The following is a 15,054-nucleotide window of genomic DNA, read 5'->3' on the forward strand; positions in this document are numbered from 1 at the left end:
GCGGCGGTTCCAGACGGGCCACGAGCCCAGGAGGAGAACCACCATGGCGCTCGTCGCGCTGAAGAACGTCACGAAGTCGTATCCCGCGCCCGACCGCAACGGGGCCGAGATCGTCGCGGTCGACGACGTCACCCTCGACGTCGAACCGGGCGACGTGTACGGCATCATCGGCTACTCGGGCGCCGGCAAGTCGACGCTGCTCCGGCTCGTCAACGCGCTCGAGCCGGCCAGCGCCGGATCCATCGAGTTCGACGGCCGCGAGATCGTCGGCCTGGGCGAACGCGAACTCCGCGGCATCCGGCTCGGCATCGGCATGATCTTCCAGCAGTTCAACCTGTTCGAGGCGAAGACCGTGCGCGGCAACGTCGCCTACCCCCTGAAGGTCGCCGGCTGGAAGCGCGCCGAGATCGATGCCCGGGTGACCGAGCTGCTCGACTTCGTCGGGCTCGCCGACAAGGCGGGGGCCTACCCCGATCAGCTGTCGGGCGGGCAGAAGCAGCGCGTCGGCATCGCCCGCGCGCTCGCGACCTCGCCCCGCCTGCTGCTCGCCGACGAGGCGACGAGCGCGCTCGACCCCGACACCACGCAGGAGGTGCTCGAGCTCCTCAAGCGCGTCAACCGCGAGTTCGGCGTGACGATCATCGTGATCACCCACGAGATGGACGTCATCCAGTCGATCGCGACGAAGGTCGCGGTCATGGACGGCGGCCGGGTGATCGAGAACGGCGACGTGTTCGACGTGTTCTCCGCCCCGCAGAACCCGGCGTCGGGCCGGTTCGTCGCCACGGTCGTGAAGGGGGTGCCCTCGCCCGCGGAGCTCGCGGTGCTGCGCGAGCGGCACGAGGGGCGCATCGTCACGATCTCGTTCCGTGACGCCGACGCGTCGCAGGCGCAGGTGTTCCTCGAACTCGCCGCCGCCGGGCTCGACTTCGAGCTCGTCTACGGCGGCATCAACGACATCCAGGGGCGTGCGTTCGGTCACCTGACGCTCGCGATCAGGGGCGCGGATGCCGCGATCGATGCCGCGCTCGCGTCGATCGGCGCCCGCGTGGAAGTGACGGAGGCCCGCTGATGGATCGCCTGGCAGAACTCGGACCCGACTTCTGGGTCGCCGCCGCCGAGACCCTCTACATGGTCGCGCTGACGCTGCTCATCGGCGGGTTCGCCGGCCTCGTGCTCGGCGTCGTGCTCTACGCGACGCGGGCGGGCGGCCTCATGCCGAACCGGGTCGTGTACAACGTGCTCAACGTCGTCATCAACTTCTTCCGGCCCATCCCGTTCATCATCTTCCTCGCGGCGATCCAGCCCCTCGCGCGCTACGTGATCGGCATCGGCATCGGCAACGACGCGCTCATCTTCTCGCTGTCGATCGCGGCGTCGTTCGCGATCTCGCGCATCGTCGAGCAGAACCTCGTGACGGTGTCGCCGGGCGTCATCGAGGCGGCGAGGTCGATGGGTGCCGGGCCCGTGCGCACACTGTGCACGGTCGTCATCCCCGAGGCGCTCGGACCGCTCATCCTCGGCTACACGTTCATCGTCGTCGCGATCGTCGACATGACCGCGATGGCCGGGTTCATCGGCGGCGGCGGCCTCGGCAACTTCGCGCTCGTCTACGGGTTCCGGCAGTACCAGCCGGCGATCACGTGGGCGGCGCTGCTGCTCATCGTGGTCTTCGTGCAGGTGCTGCAGTTCCTCGGCAACTGGCTCGCGCGCAAGGTGATGCGCCGGTAGCGCGACACGGATCCGGCCGCCCGCCCGTCAGAGCGTGTCGAAGCCGAGGCTGAGCTTGCGCAGCAGGCCCGCGAGCCGCTTCTGCTCCGCCGCGGGCAGGCGTGCGAGCAGCTCGGCCTCGGCGTCGACGAGGCGGGTGATCGCGGCATCCACCCGGGTGAGCCCCGCGGGGCTCATCTCGACGAGGATGCCGCGGCCGTCGTTCGGGTCGGTCTGACGGCTCACCAGCCCGCGTTCGACGAGCCGGTCGATGCGGTTGGTCATGGTGCCGCTCGAGACGAGCGTCTGCTGCAGCAACTGCTTGGGGGAGAGTCGGTACGGCGACCCGGCGCGGCGCAGCGCCGAGAGCACGTCGAACTCGCTCGCCTCGAGCTCCGACCGGGCGAACGCCTGCCGGCGGGCGCGGTCGAGGTGCTTCGACAGGCGCGCCACGCGCGAGAGCACCTGCAACGGGGCGAAATCGAGGTCGGGGCGTTCGCGCTCCCAGTCGTCGACGATCCGGTCGACCTCGTCTGCATCACTCACCCCGCCATTATCCCGCCGGTGTCGCGGTGAGCCGGCGCGGATGCCCCGGGGCGGCGTCCGCCCGACCGCGGGCGGGCACCGGGGTCGCCGTTCGGGCCCCGGCCGCCATGGCAGACTTGATGAGCGCGCGACGCGACCCGTTCGCGCGATCCGCCATGGTGTAACGGCAGCACGACAGCCTTTGGAGCTGTGAGGACCAGGTTCGAATCCTGGTGGCGGAGCCCGACCGCGGCGATCACGGCTCGAGCCAGAGCCCGGCGCCGGCGTCGCAGCATCCGCCAGCAACCGACAGGAAGCCCGCATGACCGACCAGAACCTCGCGATCATCGTCCTCGCCGCCGGCCAGGGCACCCGCATGAAGTCGTCGCTGCCGAAGATGCTGCACCCCCTCGCGGGCACGCCGCTCGTCGGCCACGTGCTCGCGACGGCGCGTGCGCTCGACGCCGCGCACGTGCTCGCCGTCGTGCGCCATGAGCGCGACCGCGTCGCCGCCGCCGTCGAGGCCGAGTTCCCGGGCATCGTGATCGTCGACCAGGACGAGGTCGACGGCACCGGCCGTGCGGTCGAGCTCGCCGTCGCCGCGCTGCCGGCCGACTTCGACGGCGACGTGCTCGTGCTGAACGGCGACGTGCCCCTGCTCGACGCCGACACCCTCGCCGGATTCCTCGAGCGGCACCGCGGCACGGCGTCGGCGGCCTCGGTGCTGTCGGCGATCTACGACGACCCGACGGGCTACGGGCGCATCGTCCGCGGCGACGCGGGCGGGTTCGACCGCATCGTCGAGCAGAAGGACGCCACCGACGACGAGCGCGCGATCGCCGAGATCAACGCCGGCATCTACGCCTTCGGCGCCTCGGCGCTGCGCGACCAGCTCGCGAACCTCACGACCGACAACGCGCAGGGCGAGAAGTACCTGACCGACGTCATCGGGCTGCTCCGCGCCGCGGGTTCCGAGGTCGAGGCCGTGCCGGTCTCCGAGCCGTGGCTCGTCGCGGGCGTCAACGACCGCGCCCAGCTCTCCGAGACGGCGGCCCGCCTCAACGCCCTCATCGTGCGCGGCTGGCAGCTCGCGGGCGTCACGATCGACGACCCGGCGACCACGTGGATCGACCTCGCCGTGAAGCTCGAGCCCGACGTGACCATCCGCCCCGGCACGCAGCTCAAGGGCGCCACGCTCGTCGAGACCGGCGCGATCGTCGGCCCCGACTCGACCCTCGTCGACTGCGAGGTGGGCGCCGGCGCCCACGTGAAGCGCACCGACGCCACGCTCGCCGTGATCGGCGCGGGCGCGACCGTCGGACCGTGGTCGTACCTGCGTCCGGGCACGGTGCTCGGCGCCGACGGCAAGATCGGCGCCTTCGTCGAGTCGAAGAACACGACGATCGGCGAGGGCAGCAAGGTGCCGCACCTCTCGTACGTCGGTGATACGACGATCGGCCGCGGGGTCAACCTCGGCGCGGGTACCATCACCGCGAACTACGACGACGTCAACAAGCACCGCACCGAGATCGCCGACGAGGTGCACACGAGTTCGCACACCGTGCTCGTCGCGCCCGTTAGGCTTGGTCCCGGAGCGAAGACCGGAGCCGGCGCGATCGTCCGCAAAGACGTTCCCGCCGGGGCACTGGCCCTCAGCGTGGCGCCTCAGCGCAACATCGAGGGGTGGGTCGAAGAGCATCGACCGGGTACCGAGGCGGCTCGGGTGGCCGCCGAGGCCCGGTCGGCCGAACGAGGCGAGTGAGCAGAAGGCGAGCCATGGGGCGCAAGAAGAAGATCGTCGATCTCGACCGAGAGAACAACATCGCACCCGGCCTCCAGGCCAAGACCAAGAAGCGCCTCGTCGTCGTTTCCGGTCGCAGCGATCCCGAGCTCGCCGCGCAGGTCGCCGCGACCCTCGGAACCGAGCTCGCCCCGACCGAGCACCGCACGTTCGCGAGCGGCGAGATCTACACGCGCTTCGAGGTGTCGGTGCGTGGTTGCGACGTCTTCGTCGTGCAGTCGTTCGGCCCGCCCGTCAACGAGTGGCTCATGGAGCTGCTCATCATGCTCGACGCACTCAAGCGCGCCTCGGCGAAGCGCATCACGGTCGTCGCCCCGTACTTCCCGTACTCCCGGCAAGACAAGAAGGGCCGCGGCCGCGAGCCGATCTCGGCCCGCCTCGTCGCCGACCTGATCAAGACCGCCGGCGCCGACCGCATCATGAGCGTCGACCTGCACGCCGCCCAGATCCAGGGGTTCTTCGACGGCCCCGTCGACCACCTGTTCGCGAAGCCCGTGCTGCTGCGCCACTTCCAGGAGAGCCTCTCGGCCGACGATCGTGCCAAGCTCACGGTCGTCTCGCCCGACATGGGTCGCGTGCGCGTCGCCGACACGTGGGCCGACGACCTCGGCGCGCCGCTCGCGATCATCCACAAGCGCCGCGACCCGAAGGTCGCCAACCAGGTCACCGTGCACGAGATCGTCGGCAACGTCGGCGGCCGCGTGTGCCTGCTCGTCGACGACATGATCGACACCGGCGGCACGATCGTCAAGGCGGCGCAGGCGCTCAAGGCGAACGGCGCCGAGAAGGTCATCGTCGCGGCGACCCACCCGATCTTCAGCGACCCCGCGACCGAGCGCCTGCAGGACGAGGCGATCGACCAGGTCGTCGTGACCGACACCGTCCCGCTGCCCGCCGAGAAGCGCTGGGACGGCCTCACGATCCTGCCGATCGCGCCGCTCCTCGGCCGCGCGATCCGCGAGGTCTTCGAAGACGGCTCGGTCACGAGCATGTTCAACGGCGAGGCCTGATCGTGCGTTCGGCCCTGCCCGGCCGCCCGTGGGTCGCGAGCTACGCCGACGGCGTGCCCGACGAGGTCGAGACGCCCGAGGGGTCGCTCTACGACCTCATCCGGGCCTCGGTCGAGCAGTACCCCGACCACGTCGCGCTCGAGTTCTTCGAGCGCACGACGACGTACCGCGAGCTCGGCGACGAGATCGAGCGGGTCGCCGAAGGGCTGCGACTGCTCGGCGTGCAGAAGGGCGACACGGTCGCGCTCGTGCTGCCGAACTGCCCGCAGCACATCGTGGCGTTCTACGCCGTGCTGCGGCTCGGCGCCATCGTGATCGAGCACAACCCGCTCTACACGCCGCGTGAGCTGCGCCACCAGTTCGAGGACCACGGCGCCCGCGTCGCCATCGTGTGGAGCAACGTCGTCGAGACGGTCCAGGCGTTCCCCGCCGACATCGAGGTGGCGCACCTCGTCTCGGTCGACGTGACCCGCGCGATGCCGTTCACGATGCGCGCCATGCTGCGCCTGCCGATCGCGAAGGCCCGCGAGTCGCGTGCCGCGCTGACGACGAAGGTCCGCGGCGCGATCCGCTGGGAGGAGCTGACGGGCTCCAAGCCGATCGATCCCCACATCATCGCGCCGACCGTCGACGACGTCGCGCTCATCCAGTACACGAGCGGCACGACGGGCAGTCCCAAGGGGGCGACCCTCACGCACGCGAACCTCGAGGTGAACGCCGCGCAGGCCCGCGCGTGGGTGCCCGACGTGCCGCGCGGCAGCGCCGTCGTCTACGCCGTGCTGCCGATGTTCCACGCCTACGGGCTCACGCTCTGCCTCACCTTCGCGATGAGCATGGGCGCCCGGCTCGTGCTGTTCCCGAAGTTCGACCCCGACCTCGTGCTCAAGGTCGCGAAGAAGCGGCCCGCGACCTTCCTGCCCGCCGTGCCGCCGATCTACGACCGGCTGACGAAGGCCGCAGCCGCCGAGGGGGTCTCGCTCCGCGGCATCCAGATCGCGATCTCGGGGGCCATGCCGCTGTCGGCGGAGGTCGTCGACCCCTGGGAGGCCGCGACGGGCGGCTACCTCGTCGAGGGCTACGGGCTCAGCGAGTGCTCGCCCGTGCTCATGGCCAACCCCGTCGCCGAGAACCGCAAAGCCGGCACCGTCGGCCTGCCGCTGCCGTCGACCGAGTGCCGCGTCGTCGACCCCGACGACCCCATGACCGACGTCGCCCCCGGCGCCGAGGGCGAGCTCGTCGTGCGCGGCCCGCAGGTGTTCTCGGGGTACTGGCAGAAGCCCGAGGAGACCGAGGCGGTCTTCGTCGACGACCCCGACGGCGGGGCGCCGTGGTTCCGCACGGGCGACATCGTCGCGATCGACGACGAGGGCTTCGTGCGCATCGTCGACCGCATCAAGGAGCTCATCATCACGGGCGGGTTCAACGTCTCGCCGAGCGAGGTCGAGGAGGCGCTGCGCGCGCACCCCGACATCGAGGACGCGGCGGTCGTGGGCCTGCCCGACGAACGACAGGGCGAGCAGGTCGTCGCGGTCGTCGTGCTGCGCGACGGCGCGACCTTCGACGAGGCCGCCATCCGCCAGTTCGCCCGCGACGGGCTCACCCCGTACAAGGTGCCCAAGCGCGTCGTGCAGGCCGACGACCTGCCGCGCTCGCTCATCGGCAAGGTGCTGCGCCGCGAGGTGCGCAACGGCCTGCTGAACGGCTGATCGGGCCGCCGCCGTGTCGTTCCTCTCCGCCGAGACCGCGCGTGCGCTCGCCGAGCTCGTGGCACTCGACGCGCTCGCCTCGGCCGGCGACGGCGAGGGGGATGCGGCTCCGCTCGAGCGCCTGCGCGGCATCCGGTCGCTCGTCGCCGCCCTCGAGGCCGACCCGGCCGTGCTCGCGGCGGTGCGCGAGGCGGTCGCCGCCGGCACCGGGTGGGAGGAGATCGCGGATGCGGCGGGCCTCAGCCCCTCGGCCGCGAAATACCGCTGGGCCGGGGATGACGCGGCCATCGCCGACCGGCAGGAGGCGAGCCGCCGCCGCAAGCGCGAACGCCCGTCGAGCGTGCCGACCGACCTGCCGGGCCTCTCCGTCGCCGAGGCGGCGGCGAAGTACGGGGTCACCGCGCAGGCGATCTACCAACGGGTGACCCGCGGGCAACTCGAGGCGCGCACGGTCGAACTGCCCGACGGCCGCCGGTACAAGCGGGTCTTCCCGGCCGAGTCGGCCACCGAGTAGGCGCGCAGCGCCGTCGGCCGGTCGAGTCGGCGCGCAGCGCCGGATCGACACCACCGGGCGACTCCCCGATCGAGGGTCTTGGGCTCGTCTTCTCGCGGGTGCTAGGTTGCGGCTGAACACCGAGCCGAGGGAGTGCGATGTCCACGTCGATCGCCAGGTTGCTACGTCGTCCGGCCGCGAGCACGCAGTCGCTCGAATCGGTCGCGCTGCTGCTCGCCGGTGCCGTGCTCGTCGTCGTGGCACCCGTCTCCTGGCTGTTCTACCGAGACGGCGAGTGGCCCATCTCGGGGCCGGGTTCGCTCGGCCAGGCGATCGCGATCACGTCGGCCGTCGTCGCCGGTGCGGTGTTCGTGTTCGGTCGGGCGGTGGTCTCGACGCGGGCGGGCCGGGCCGGCGTCACCGACCGCGCCGCGCGTCGGGGGCGGCTGCGCTGGTTCGACGTGGCGGCGCTCGCGATCGCGCACGCGGTCATCGCGCTGCTCGGCTGGACCGGTCTCGCCTCCGTGCTGAGCCTCAGCTTCATCGACGCGGTGGTCTTCTCGGTGCCGGCTGCGGCGCTGACGGGCGTCGCCGTCGCGCTCACGGCCTACGCCGTGTTCCTCTCGTCGGTGCACATGAGCCCGATGATGCTGTCGCTCGTGCTCGCCGTCTTCCTCGCGCTGGGCGCGATCGCGAGCATGCTCAGCGCATCCGACCCGCACTGGTGGCAGATGAACCTCAGTTCGCTCGGCATGACCGACGACCTCTCGGCGCTCGCCTTCAACCTGACGCTCATCATCGCGGGCGTGCTCGTGACGACGATCGCGCACTACGCCGTCTCGTCCATCCCGGCCTCGACGCCGAAGGCGGTCAAGGGCCGGCGCAAGGTCACGGCGATGCTCGCCCTCCTCGGCATCCTGCTCGCCTGCGTGGGCGTCTTCCCGGTCGACGAGTACCTGCAGGCGCACAACCTCGCCGCGACGGGCATGGCGATCGTCTTCACGGTGCTCGTGTTCGCGCTGCCCCGCTGGCTGCCGGCGGCGCCGCGCCCGTTCGTCATCCTCGGCTACGTCGACGTCGCGATCATCGTCGTGATGGCCGTGTTCTTCATCAACGGCTACTACAACCTCACCGCGGTCGAGCTCGTCGTCGCCGTGCTCGTGTTCGGCTGGGTCATCGTCTTCCTCCGCAACCCCGGTGAGGCGACGCCGACCGGGCCGGATTCGGGCGCCGATGACGGGGCGGCCGACGTCACGGGCGCCGACGCGATGCGTTGAGCCGCCCGAGCTCAGGTGCCGCGCTCGCCGGGCCCGATCGGTGCCGGCGCCGTCGGCAGCAGGCCGAGGTTCGCGACCGGGGTCACGATGCCGCCCGGCGCGACCGCCGAGCACTGCCAGCCCGGTCCGCCTGGGCCGAACAGTTCGAGCGATACCTGCGAGTCGAGCGCCTCGGCGTCGAACCGCTGGACGTAGACCGCGCACGCGCGGGCCGCGGCCGACTGCGCCTGCCCGACGAGCGACAGCACGAGCGGCAGCACGAGCGCGCCGAGGGCGACGAGCACGGTGATCCGGAGGACGCGCCGTCGACGGGCGCCGAAGACCGGGCGATCATCGTGCGGGACGTCGTCGGGGCCGTCGGGTCCGGTGCGGTACTCGTCGCTCACGGGGCGCCCCGTCCGAGGATGGAGGCGATACCGGCGGCGGCGGCGACGACGGTGACGGCGGAGACCGCGATGACGAGCGCGACGGGCGGCACGTACCGGCCCTCGTCGAGCTGGCGGCGTCGCACCGCGCCGGCTCCGGCGACCGCGGCAGCCGCCCCGATGAGCACGACGCCCGTCACGACGAGCCAGTCCTCGCCCTCGACGAAGCCGGTGCGCAGGGCCAGCAGGGCGTTCACGGCGACGACGAGCGCCGTGCGGCTCCACGACAGCGTCGTGCGCTCGGGCTGGAGCCCGGGGTCGCGAACGGGCACGTCGGTCACGGCAGCGCCAGGAAGACGGTGAGCACGATCGCCGTGACGAGGCAGACGCCCGCGAGCACCGGCAGCGCCCAGCTGTAGCCGAGCCGGCCGCCGCGGCGCATCGCGATCTCGTTGCTGCGCCAGCGGAAGTACGACAGCAGCGCGAGCGCCGCCGCGGCCAGCCCGAGGGTGACCGCGAGCGCCGTGACGACGACGTCGGGGCCGACGTTCGCGGCGAACTCGTGCAGCAGCACGCCGCCCGCGATGAGCGCGAGCGCCGTACGGATCCACGCGAGGAACGTGCGCTCGTTCGCGAGCGTGAACCGGTAGTCGGGGTCGTCGCCCTCGCTGCGCCACTTCGGTTCGGCCATGCGTCGAGCCTAGCGGCGGCGGAAACGCGAATCGCCCGCCTCCGTGGGGAAGCGGGCGATTCGCGAAGCGGCATCCGGTCGATGATGCCACGTGGATCAGTGGGACGAGGGCGTCGTCTCGATCTCGGAACGGTCGCCCGACCACAGCGTGTGGAAGACGCCCGGCTTGTCGACGCGCTGGTAGGTGTGCGCGCCGAAGAAGTCGCGCTGGCCCTGCACGAGGGCGGCCGGCAGGCGCTCGGCGCGCAGCCCGTCGTAGTACGCGAGCGACGAGCTGAACGCGGGCGCGGGGATGCCCGACTGCGCGGCGGCGACGACGACGCGTCGCCAAGCCTCCTGCGCGCCGGTCACGGCGTCGCGGAAGTACGGCGCGACGACGAGCGCGACGAGCTCGGGGTTCTCGGCGTACGCCTCGGCGATGCGGTTGAGGAACCGGGCGCGGATGATGCAGCCCGCGCGCCAGATGCGGGCGATGTCGCCCTTCTGGACGTCCCAGCCGAACTGCGCGGCGCCCGCGATGATCTCGTCGAAGCCCTGCGAGTAGGCGATGATCTTCGACGCGTAGAGCGCCTGGCGCACGTCCTCGATGAAGGCGTCGGGGTCGGCGACCGTGAAGTCGCCCGACGGGCCGGGCAGGTCGGTCGCGGCGGCGCGCTGGCCGCGCTGCGACGAGAGGCTGCGTGCGAAGACCGCCTCGGCGATGCCCGAGGTGGGCACCCCGAGGTCGAGGGCGTTCTGCACGGTCCACGCCCCCGTGCCCTTGGCGCCCGCCGAGTCGAGGATGACGTCGACGAGCGGCTCGCCGGTCGACGCGTCGACCTGGCGCAGCACCTCGGCGGTGATCTCGATGAGGTAGCTCTCGAGCTCACCCGTGTTCCACTCGGCGAAGATGTCGGCGATCTCGGCCGGCGTCTTGCCGGTGCCCTGGCGGATGAGGTCGTAGGCCTCGGCGATGAGCTGCATGTCGGCGTACTCGATGCCGTTGTGCACCATCTTCACGAAGTGGCCGGCGCCGTCGGTGCCGACATGGGTGACGCAGGGCGCGCCGTCCTCGGGCGCGCGGGCGGCGATCGACGCGAGGATCGGCCCGAGGGTCGCGTACGACTCGGCGGTGCCGCCGGGCATGATCGAGGGGCCGTTGAGCGCGCCCTCCTCGCCGCCCGAGATGCCGGTGCCGACGAAGTGGATGCCGGTCGGCGAGATCTCGGCCTCACGGCGGATCGTGTCGTGGAAGTTCGCGTTGCCGCCGTCGACGATGATGTCGCCCGGCTCGAAGCGCGCGACGAGCTCGGAGATGACGGCGTCGGTGCCCTTGCCCGCCTGCACCATGATGATCGCGGTGCGCGGCTTCGCGAGCGACGCGACGAAGTCGTCGTACGACTCGGCCGCGACGAACTCGGCCTCGGGGTGCTCGGAGACGAGGGTGCGGGTGCGCTCGGGCGAGCGGTTGAACACGGCGACGGTGTTGCCCTCGCGGCTCGCGAGGTTGCGGGCGAGGTTCGACCCCATGACCGCGAGTCCGACGACGCCGATGTTTGCTGAAGGGGTGACAGGCACGGAGTTCTCCTCGAGAAGGGTGTGGGGTCGGCTTCCAGCGTACTGTGAGCGGGCCTCACGGTTGCACGGTGTTGCGGTGAGACGGGGATGCCTCGTCACCGGCGATGCTGCTGGTAAGCTAGGCGATTGGACTTCGGCGAGGGAGGCCAGGCGGTCGGTGAGAGCCGGCGGCGAGGCATCCGTGATCGACGCGGTAGGGGCAGGCTCCACGGCTTTTCCTCACGCTCTGCGCACACGTTGCGCGCGTTCGAGTCGAAAACAACAGACACACGATCTGGGCCGCCAGGGTGAGACATGCCCGGCCCCGCAAGGAGAGAAACATGGACGACGACAACAAGGTCATCGCCGAGGCTCGCGAGAGCTTCGGCAAGGGCGCTGCGCGCAAGATCCGCGCCGCCGGCAAGATCCCCGCGGTCATCTACGGCCACGGCACCGACCCGCAGCACGTCACCGTGCCGGCGCACCAGGTCGGCCTGCTCATCCGCAAGGCGAACGCCGTGCTCGACCTGCAGATCGGCTCGAAGAGCCAGCTCGTGCTCGTCAAGGACGTGCAGAAGGACCCGGTGCACCAGATCATCGAGCACCTCGACCTCATCGTCGTGAAGAAGGGCGAGAAGGTCCAGGTCGAGGTGCCCGTGCACCTCGAGGGCGAGTCGGCTGCGGGCACCGTCGCCGACCTCGACCACCACACGCTGTCGCTCGAGGTCGAGGCCACCCACATCCCCGAGCGCGTCGTCGTCTCGGTCGAGGGCCTCGAAGAGGGCACGCAGATCCACGCGAGCAGCGTCGAGCTGCCCAAGGGCGCGACGCTCCTCACCGACGGCGACGCGCTCGTCGTCAACGTGCACACGCCGCAGAAGGTCGACCTGGGCGAGGAGCCGGCGGAGGCCGCCGAGGCCGAGGCCGAGGCTGCTGCCGAGGCACCCGCCGAAGAGGCTGCCGCCGAGTAATCGCGCTCCCGGAGGGCCCGTCCCCGACCGCTTGGTCGAGGGCGGGCCCTCGTCGTCTCCGGGGGCGTGCGCGGGTCCGGTGCCGGCCGCGTCAGGCGTCGAACAGCACCCGGGATGCCTCGGGGTCGATCTCCGACGCGATGCCGCGCAGCGCGTGCTCGAGGAGCTCGACGATCTCGTCGTCGGGAAGGTCGTCGGCGAGTGCCGCGTCGACGAGCGCCTGCTCGGTGAACGCGAGCCAGCCGCGCAGTCCGATGCGCAGCTTCGGCGACGGTTCGACGCCGAGCTCGCGGAAGAGCACGACGACCCGCTCGGTCTGCAGCACCCGGGCCTGTTCGACCACGGCCCGGATCTGCGGGTCGCCGCTCGCGGGGCCGCGCACGAGCGAGAAGAACGTGCCGCCGTGCGCCCGCACGAACCCGACCGTGCGCCGCAGCGTGTCGGTGAGCCGGGGGAGGGGGGCGAGCCCTGCGTCGGGTTCGGTCGCGAGCAGCATGCTGTCGCGCGCGGTCTTCACGAGCTCGCGCTGGAACCCCTGCCGCGACCCGAAGTAGTGGAACAGCAGCGCACGTGAGACGCCGGCGTCAGCCGCGAGGCGCTCGATGTTGAGCTCGCCGAGCGGATGCTCGGCGAGGGCGGCGACGCCGAGCGCGATGAGCTGCGCGCGGCGCTCGTCGGGCGAGAGGCGCGCCCGCCGCGATCCGGTGTTCTCGTCGACGCGGGCGGCCATGCTCCGAGCCTATCGGCGCGGGCCCGCGCCGACCGGCGCCGCAACGCCCGCGAGCCGGGGCCGCGGTGACCCGATCGTTATTGACTTCGAGTGAACAACTATTGACGAACAGTCAATAGTGTCCGTAGGGTCGCCGTGGCGGCGCACCGCCGCCCGCTTCAGCGCATCAAGGAGGATCCATGAAGTTCCGCTCACTCACGGGCTCACGCCTCGGCCGGGTCGCGATCGCCGCCGTTCCCGTCGGCGTCGCCGCCAGCCTCGTCATGGCGGGCGTCGCGAACGGCGCCGTGCCGGTCTCGTTCGCCGTCTCGGGCAGCCAGTTCAAGATCGCCGCGTCGTCGCTCGACGGCAGCGGGTTCTCGCAGTACGCGGGCGTCGCCGCCGAGAAGAACGGCACGCCGCACCCCGTCGCCATCTCGAACATCGGCACGGCATCGCTCTCCGACCTCTGCCAGTCGGTCGTCACCGACACGCCGCTCGGCAAGCTCGGCATGCTCATCTCCGCGGGCGGCGGCGGCAACCCGGCCACCGCGAGCGACCTGCAGATCGGCCTCACCGACCTGCAGGGCGACGCGACGTTCGGCAACATCCGCATCGGCGTGGACGCCTCGACGGTGAAGACCCCCGCCAAGGGCGAGGCCGGCGGGTTCGCGCAGGACGCCGACACGATCAAGATCGCGGGCCTCAAGCAGACCGCGTGGAGCACCCAGGCCGGCGTCTTCACCCTCAACGGCCTGCACCTCCAGCTCACCAACGGCAAGGAATGCTTCTGAGCCCCAGGCCCTCCGGCCCGCACGCCGGATGACCCGCGGGGCGGGCGCGGCCCGACGACGCCCGCCCCGCGACCCCACCCCAGCCACCGCCCCTGCGCGCCAGCACACGACGAAGGAGTCACGATGCCCGCGACCGAAGAACAGCCGACCGCCCTCGCCGTCGCCCCCGACGCCGAGACGCCCGATTCGTCCGGAGCGCCCGAGCCCACCGAGGCGATCGGCCTCCCCGAGGCCGCCGACGTGCCCGAGACGGGCGGATTCGCCGCCTGGTATCGCGCGCGTCCGCTCATCGGCGGCATCATCACGGTGCTCGCGGGCGCCGCGATGTTCCTCTCGAGCCAGCTCGACCTCGGCAACCTCACGATCCACGTCGGGGTCGAGGGCATGCAGGCGACGATCCTGCCGATCGTCGTCGCGCTCGCCGGCGTGCTCGCCGTCGCGATGCCCGCGCACCGCATCTTCTACGGCGTGATCGCGCTCGCCGCCTCGGTCTACTCGCTCGTCGCCGTGAACCTCGGCGGCTTCTTCGTCGGGTTCCTGCTGGGCTGCGTCGGCGGCATCATGGTCGTCTCGTGGGCGCCGCGTCGCGAACGCCGTGACGACGGGGCCGGCGTGGCGGCGGGCGCGGCAGAGGTCGAGCCCGAACCCGACGCGGATGCCGCGATCGAAGTCAACCCGGGCGCCCGGGAGGCCGCCGCATGAGCCGCGCACGTCACCTGCGCACGGGCGCGATCGGTGCGCTCGCGCTGCTGCTCGTCGCGGGCACCGCGCAGGGCGCCTCGGCGATGCCCGGCGTCCGCGCCGAGGCGACCGACGGCTGCGAGCCGACGGCGCTCGAGCAGTTCTTCGGCATCGACGGCTGCGACGACCCGGCCACACCCGAGCCGACCGGCGAGCCCACGGCGTCCCCCGATCCCGAGGCGACGCCGACTCCGGCGCCGACCGATGCGCCGGCCACGCCCGACTCGGGTGAGCCCGACGCGGAGCCCGAGGCATCCCCGGCGCCGAAGCCGGCCGCCCCGAAGACGCCCGTGCTCGCGCCGCTCGACGAGGGCGCGCCGGTGTTCACGGGCGACCCCGCGACCCTGTCGGGCGACACCCTCGCGATCGAAGGGCTCTCGGGCCTCGCGATCGTGTCGGTGCGGCTCGCCGACGGATCGACCGAGCGCGCCATCCGGCTGAAGGCCGACCGCATCGTGATCGACGGCTTCCGGCTCGACGTGCCCGCGGGCGACGGCGGCCTCCGCAACACCGCGACGACGCTCACGGTCGACGGGAACGTCGTCGTGTACACCCCCTCGATCACCGGCATCCTCGAGGACGGCACCAAGCGGCTCATCGACACACTGACGACGCCGACGGCCGACGAGCTCGCCGGGCTGACCCGTCTCACGCTGCCGCTGCGCGGCATGGTCGCCGACTCGATCGTGTACGACGACTCGCATCAGGCCACGTTCTGAACGGGT

Annotated in this window: 17 protein-coding genes and 1 tRNA gene; 12 read left to right on the plus strand and 6 right to left on the minus strand. The window is 71.8% G+C overall.

The window, feature by feature from the left end:
- The first annotated feature begins 43 nt into the window (after nt 1-43).
- Both MUN74_RS14690 and MUN74_RS14695 read left to right on the plus strand, forming a co-directional pair.
- Complete coding sequence (locus MUN74_RS14690) at nt 44-1,072, plus strand: methionine ABC transporter ATP-binding protein (protein ID WP_244853179.1); 1,029 nt, start codon at nt 44-46, stop codon at nt 1,070-1,072.
- Nucleotides 1,072-1,731 carry a methionine ABC transporter permease gene (locus MUN74_RS14695; RefSeq protein ID WP_244853180.1) on the plus strand — a complete coding sequence of 220 codons (660 nt, stop codon included), beginning with the start codon at nt 1,072-1,074 and terminating at the stop codon, nt 1,729-1,731. Before MUN74_RS14690 ends, MUN74_RS14695 begins: the two co-directional genes overlap by 1 nt.
- 27 nt (nt 1,732-1,758) lie before the next feature.
- Here MUN74_RS14695 and MUN74_RS14700 read toward each other — a convergent pair whose 3' ends face one another.
- Nucleotides 1,759-2,256 (minus strand): MarR family winged helix-turn-helix transcriptional regulator, encoded by a 498-nt coding sequence (locus MUN74_RS14700; RefSeq protein ID WP_244853181.1) that lies wholly within the window; start codon nt 2,254-2,256, stop codon nt 1,759-1,761.
- Nucleotides 2,257-2,405: 149 nt separating this feature from the next.
- On the opposite strand from MUN74_RS14700, the gene MUN74_RS14705 reads away from it, so the two are divergent.
- From MUN74_RS14705 to MUN74_RS14730, 6 genes are all read left to right on the plus strand, one after another.
- Nucleotides 2,406-2,477: transfer RNA gene (locus tag MUN74_RS14705), tRNA-Gln, on the plus strand.
- Nucleotides 2,478-2,557: 80 nt separating this feature from the next.
- A complete protein-coding gene (glmU, locus tag MUN74_RS14710) occupies nt 2,558-3,997 on the plus strand; it encodes a bifunctional UDP-N-acetylglucosamine diphosphorylase/glucosamine-1-phosphate N-acetyltransferase GlmU (RefSeq protein ID WP_244853182.1) in 1,440 nt (479 codons plus the stop codon).
- Between the two features lie 14 nt (nt 3,998-4,011).
- Nucleotides 4,012-5,046 carry a ribose-phosphate diphosphokinase gene (locus tag MUN74_RS14715; protein WP_244853183.1) on the plus strand — a complete coding sequence of 345 codons (1,035 nt, stop codon included), beginning with the start codon at nt 4,012-4,014 and terminating at the stop codon, nt 5,044-5,046.
- A 2-nt stretch (nt 5,047-5,048) separates the two neighbouring features.
- The gene (locus MUN74_RS14720; protein WP_244853184.1) at nt 5,049-6,752 is read left to right on the plus strand and encodes a long-chain-fatty-acid--CoA ligase; all 1,704 of its coding nucleotides are present in this window, start codon (nt 5,049-5,051) and stop codon (nt 6,750-6,752) included.
- Between the two features lie 13 nt (nt 6,753-6,765).
- A complete protein-coding gene (locus tag MUN74_RS14725; protein ID WP_244853185.1) occupies nt 6,766-7,266 on the plus strand; it encodes a hypothetical protein in 501 nt (166 codons plus the stop codon).
- A 137-nt stretch (nt 7,267-7,403) separates the two neighbouring features.
- On the plus strand, nt 7,404-8,522 hold the full coding sequence (locus MUN74_RS14730; RefSeq protein WP_244853186.1) for a DUF998 domain-containing protein: 1,119 nt from the start codon (nt 7,404-7,406) through the stop codon (nt 8,520-8,522).
- Between the two features lie 11 nt (nt 8,523-8,533).
- Here MUN74_RS14730 and MUN74_RS14735 read toward each other — a convergent pair whose 3' ends face one another.
- The 4 genes from MUN74_RS14735 to gndA form a co-directional block, all read right to left on the minus strand.
- The gene (locus MUN74_RS14735; protein WP_244853187.1) at nt 8,534-8,908 is read right to left on the minus strand and encodes a hypothetical protein; all 375 of its coding nucleotides are present in this window, start codon (nt 8,906-8,908) and stop codon (nt 8,534-8,536) included.
- Nucleotides 8,905-9,228: a DUF202 domain-containing protein gene (locus MUN74_RS14740; protein ID WP_244853188.1), complete on the minus strand. Its 324-nt coding sequence runs from the start codon at nt 9,226-9,228 to the stop codon at nt 8,905-8,907. Before MUN74_RS14740 ends, MUN74_RS14735 begins: the two co-directional genes overlap by 4 nt.
- Nucleotides 9,225-9,578, minus strand: coding sequence for a YidH family protein (locus MUN74_RS14745; RefSeq protein ID WP_244853189.1), 354 nt, complete (start codon nt 9,576-9,578; stop codon nt 9,225-9,227). The genes MUN74_RS14740 and MUN74_RS14745 overlap by 4 nt, the downstream gene beginning before the upstream one ends.
- A gap of 96 nt (nt 9,579-9,674) precedes the next feature.
- Entirely contained in the window at nt 9,675-11,087 is a 1,413-nt protein-coding gene (gene gndA / locus MUN74_RS14750; protein ID WP_244856470.1) for an NADP-dependent phosphogluconate dehydrogenase, read from the minus strand.
- 368 nt (nt 11,088-11,455) lie between these two features.
- Between gndA and MUN74_RS14755 the strand changes: the two genes are divergently transcribed.
- Nucleotides 11,456-12,085 (plus strand): 50S ribosomal protein L25/general stress protein Ctc, encoded by a 630-nt coding sequence (locus MUN74_RS14755; RefSeq protein ID WP_244853190.1) that lies wholly within the window; start codon nt 11,456-11,458, stop codon nt 12,083-12,085.
- A gap of 91 nt (nt 12,086-12,176) precedes the next feature.
- On the opposite strand, the gene MUN74_RS14760 is transcribed toward MUN74_RS14755, so the two are convergent.
- Entirely contained in the window at nt 12,177-12,815 is a 639-nt protein-coding gene (locus MUN74_RS14760) for a TetR/AcrR family transcriptional regulator (protein WP_244853191.1), read from the minus strand.
- 179 nt (nt 12,816-12,994) lie between these two features.
- On the opposite strand from MUN74_RS14760, the gene MUN74_RS14765 reads away from it, so the two are divergent.
- From MUN74_RS14765 to MUN74_RS14775, 3 genes are all read left to right on the plus strand, one after another.
- A complete protein-coding gene (locus tag MUN74_RS14765; protein ID WP_244853192.1) occupies nt 12,995-13,588 on the plus strand; it encodes a DUF6230 family protein in 594 nt (197 codons plus the stop codon).
- Nucleotides 13,589-13,711: 123 nt separating this feature from the next.
- A complete protein-coding gene (locus MUN74_RS14770) occupies nt 13,712-14,290 on the plus strand; it encodes a DUF6114 domain-containing protein (RefSeq protein ID WP_244853193.1) in 579 nt (192 codons plus the stop codon).
- The gene (locus MUN74_RS14775) at nt 14,287-15,048 is read left to right on the plus strand and encodes a hypothetical protein (protein WP_244853194.1); all 762 of its coding nucleotides are present in this window, start codon (nt 14,287-14,289) and stop codon (nt 15,046-15,048) included. Before MUN74_RS14770 ends, MUN74_RS14775 begins: the two co-directional genes overlap by 4 nt.
- Nucleotides 15,049-15,054 lie beyond the last annotated feature (6 nt).

Origin of the sequence: Agromyces sp. H17E-10 (assembly GCF_022919715.1) — a bacterium.
Taxonomy (GTDB): domain Bacteria; phylum Actinomycetota; class Actinomycetes; order Actinomycetales; family Microbacteriaceae; genus Agromyces.

What these genes read in the sequence shown, in the direction of transcription:
- MUN74_RS14690 (WP_244853179.1), top strand. Translation starts at nt 44, where the DNA reads ATGGCGCTCGTCGCGCTGAAGAACGTCACGAAGTCGTATCCCGCGCCC.
- MUN74_RS14695 (WP_244853180.1), top strand. Translation starts at nt 1,072, where the DNA reads ATGGATCGCCTGGCAGAACTCGGACCCGACTTCTGGGTCGCCGCCGCC.
- glmU (WP_244853182.1), top strand. Translation starts at nt 2,558, where the DNA reads ATGACCGACCAGAACCTCGCGATCATCGTCCTCGCCGCCGGCCAGGGC.
- MUN74_RS14715 (WP_244853183.1), top strand. Translation starts at nt 4,012, where the DNA reads ATGGGGCGCAAGAAGAAGATCGTCGATCTCGACCGAGAGAACAACATC.
- MUN74_RS14730 (WP_244853186.1), top strand. Translation starts at nt 7,404, where the DNA reads ATGTCCACGTCGATCGCCAGGTTGCTACGTCGTCCGGCCGCGAGCACG.
- MUN74_RS14745 (WP_244853189.1), bottom strand. Translation starts at nt 9,578, where the DNA reads ATGGCCGAACCGAAGTGGCGCAGCGAGGGCGACGACCCCGACTACCGG.
- gndA (WP_244856470.1), bottom strand. Translation starts at nt 11,087, where the DNA reads ATGGGGTCGAACCTCGCCCGCAACCTCGCGAGCCGCGAGGGCAACACC.
- MUN74_RS14755 (WP_244853190.1), top strand. Translation starts at nt 11,456, where the DNA reads ATGGACGACGACAACAAGGTCATCGCCGAGGCTCGCGAGAGCTTCGGC.
- MUN74_RS14760 (WP_244853191.1), bottom strand. Translation starts at nt 12,815, where the DNA reads ATGGCCGCCCGCGTCGACGAGAACACCGGATCGCGGCGGGCGCGCCTC.
- MUN74_RS14765 (WP_244853192.1), top strand. Translation starts at nt 12,995, where the DNA reads ATGAAGTTCCGCTCACTCACGGGCTCACGCCTCGGCCGGGTCGCGATC.
- MUN74_RS14770 (WP_244853193.1), top strand. Translation starts at nt 13,712, where the DNA reads ATGCCCGCGACCGAAGAACAGCCGACCGCCCTCGCCGTCGCCCCCGAC.
- MUN74_RS14775 (WP_244853194.1), top strand. Translation starts at nt 14,287, where the DNA reads ATGAGCCGCGCACGTCACCTGCGCACGGGCGCGATCGGTGCGCTCGCG.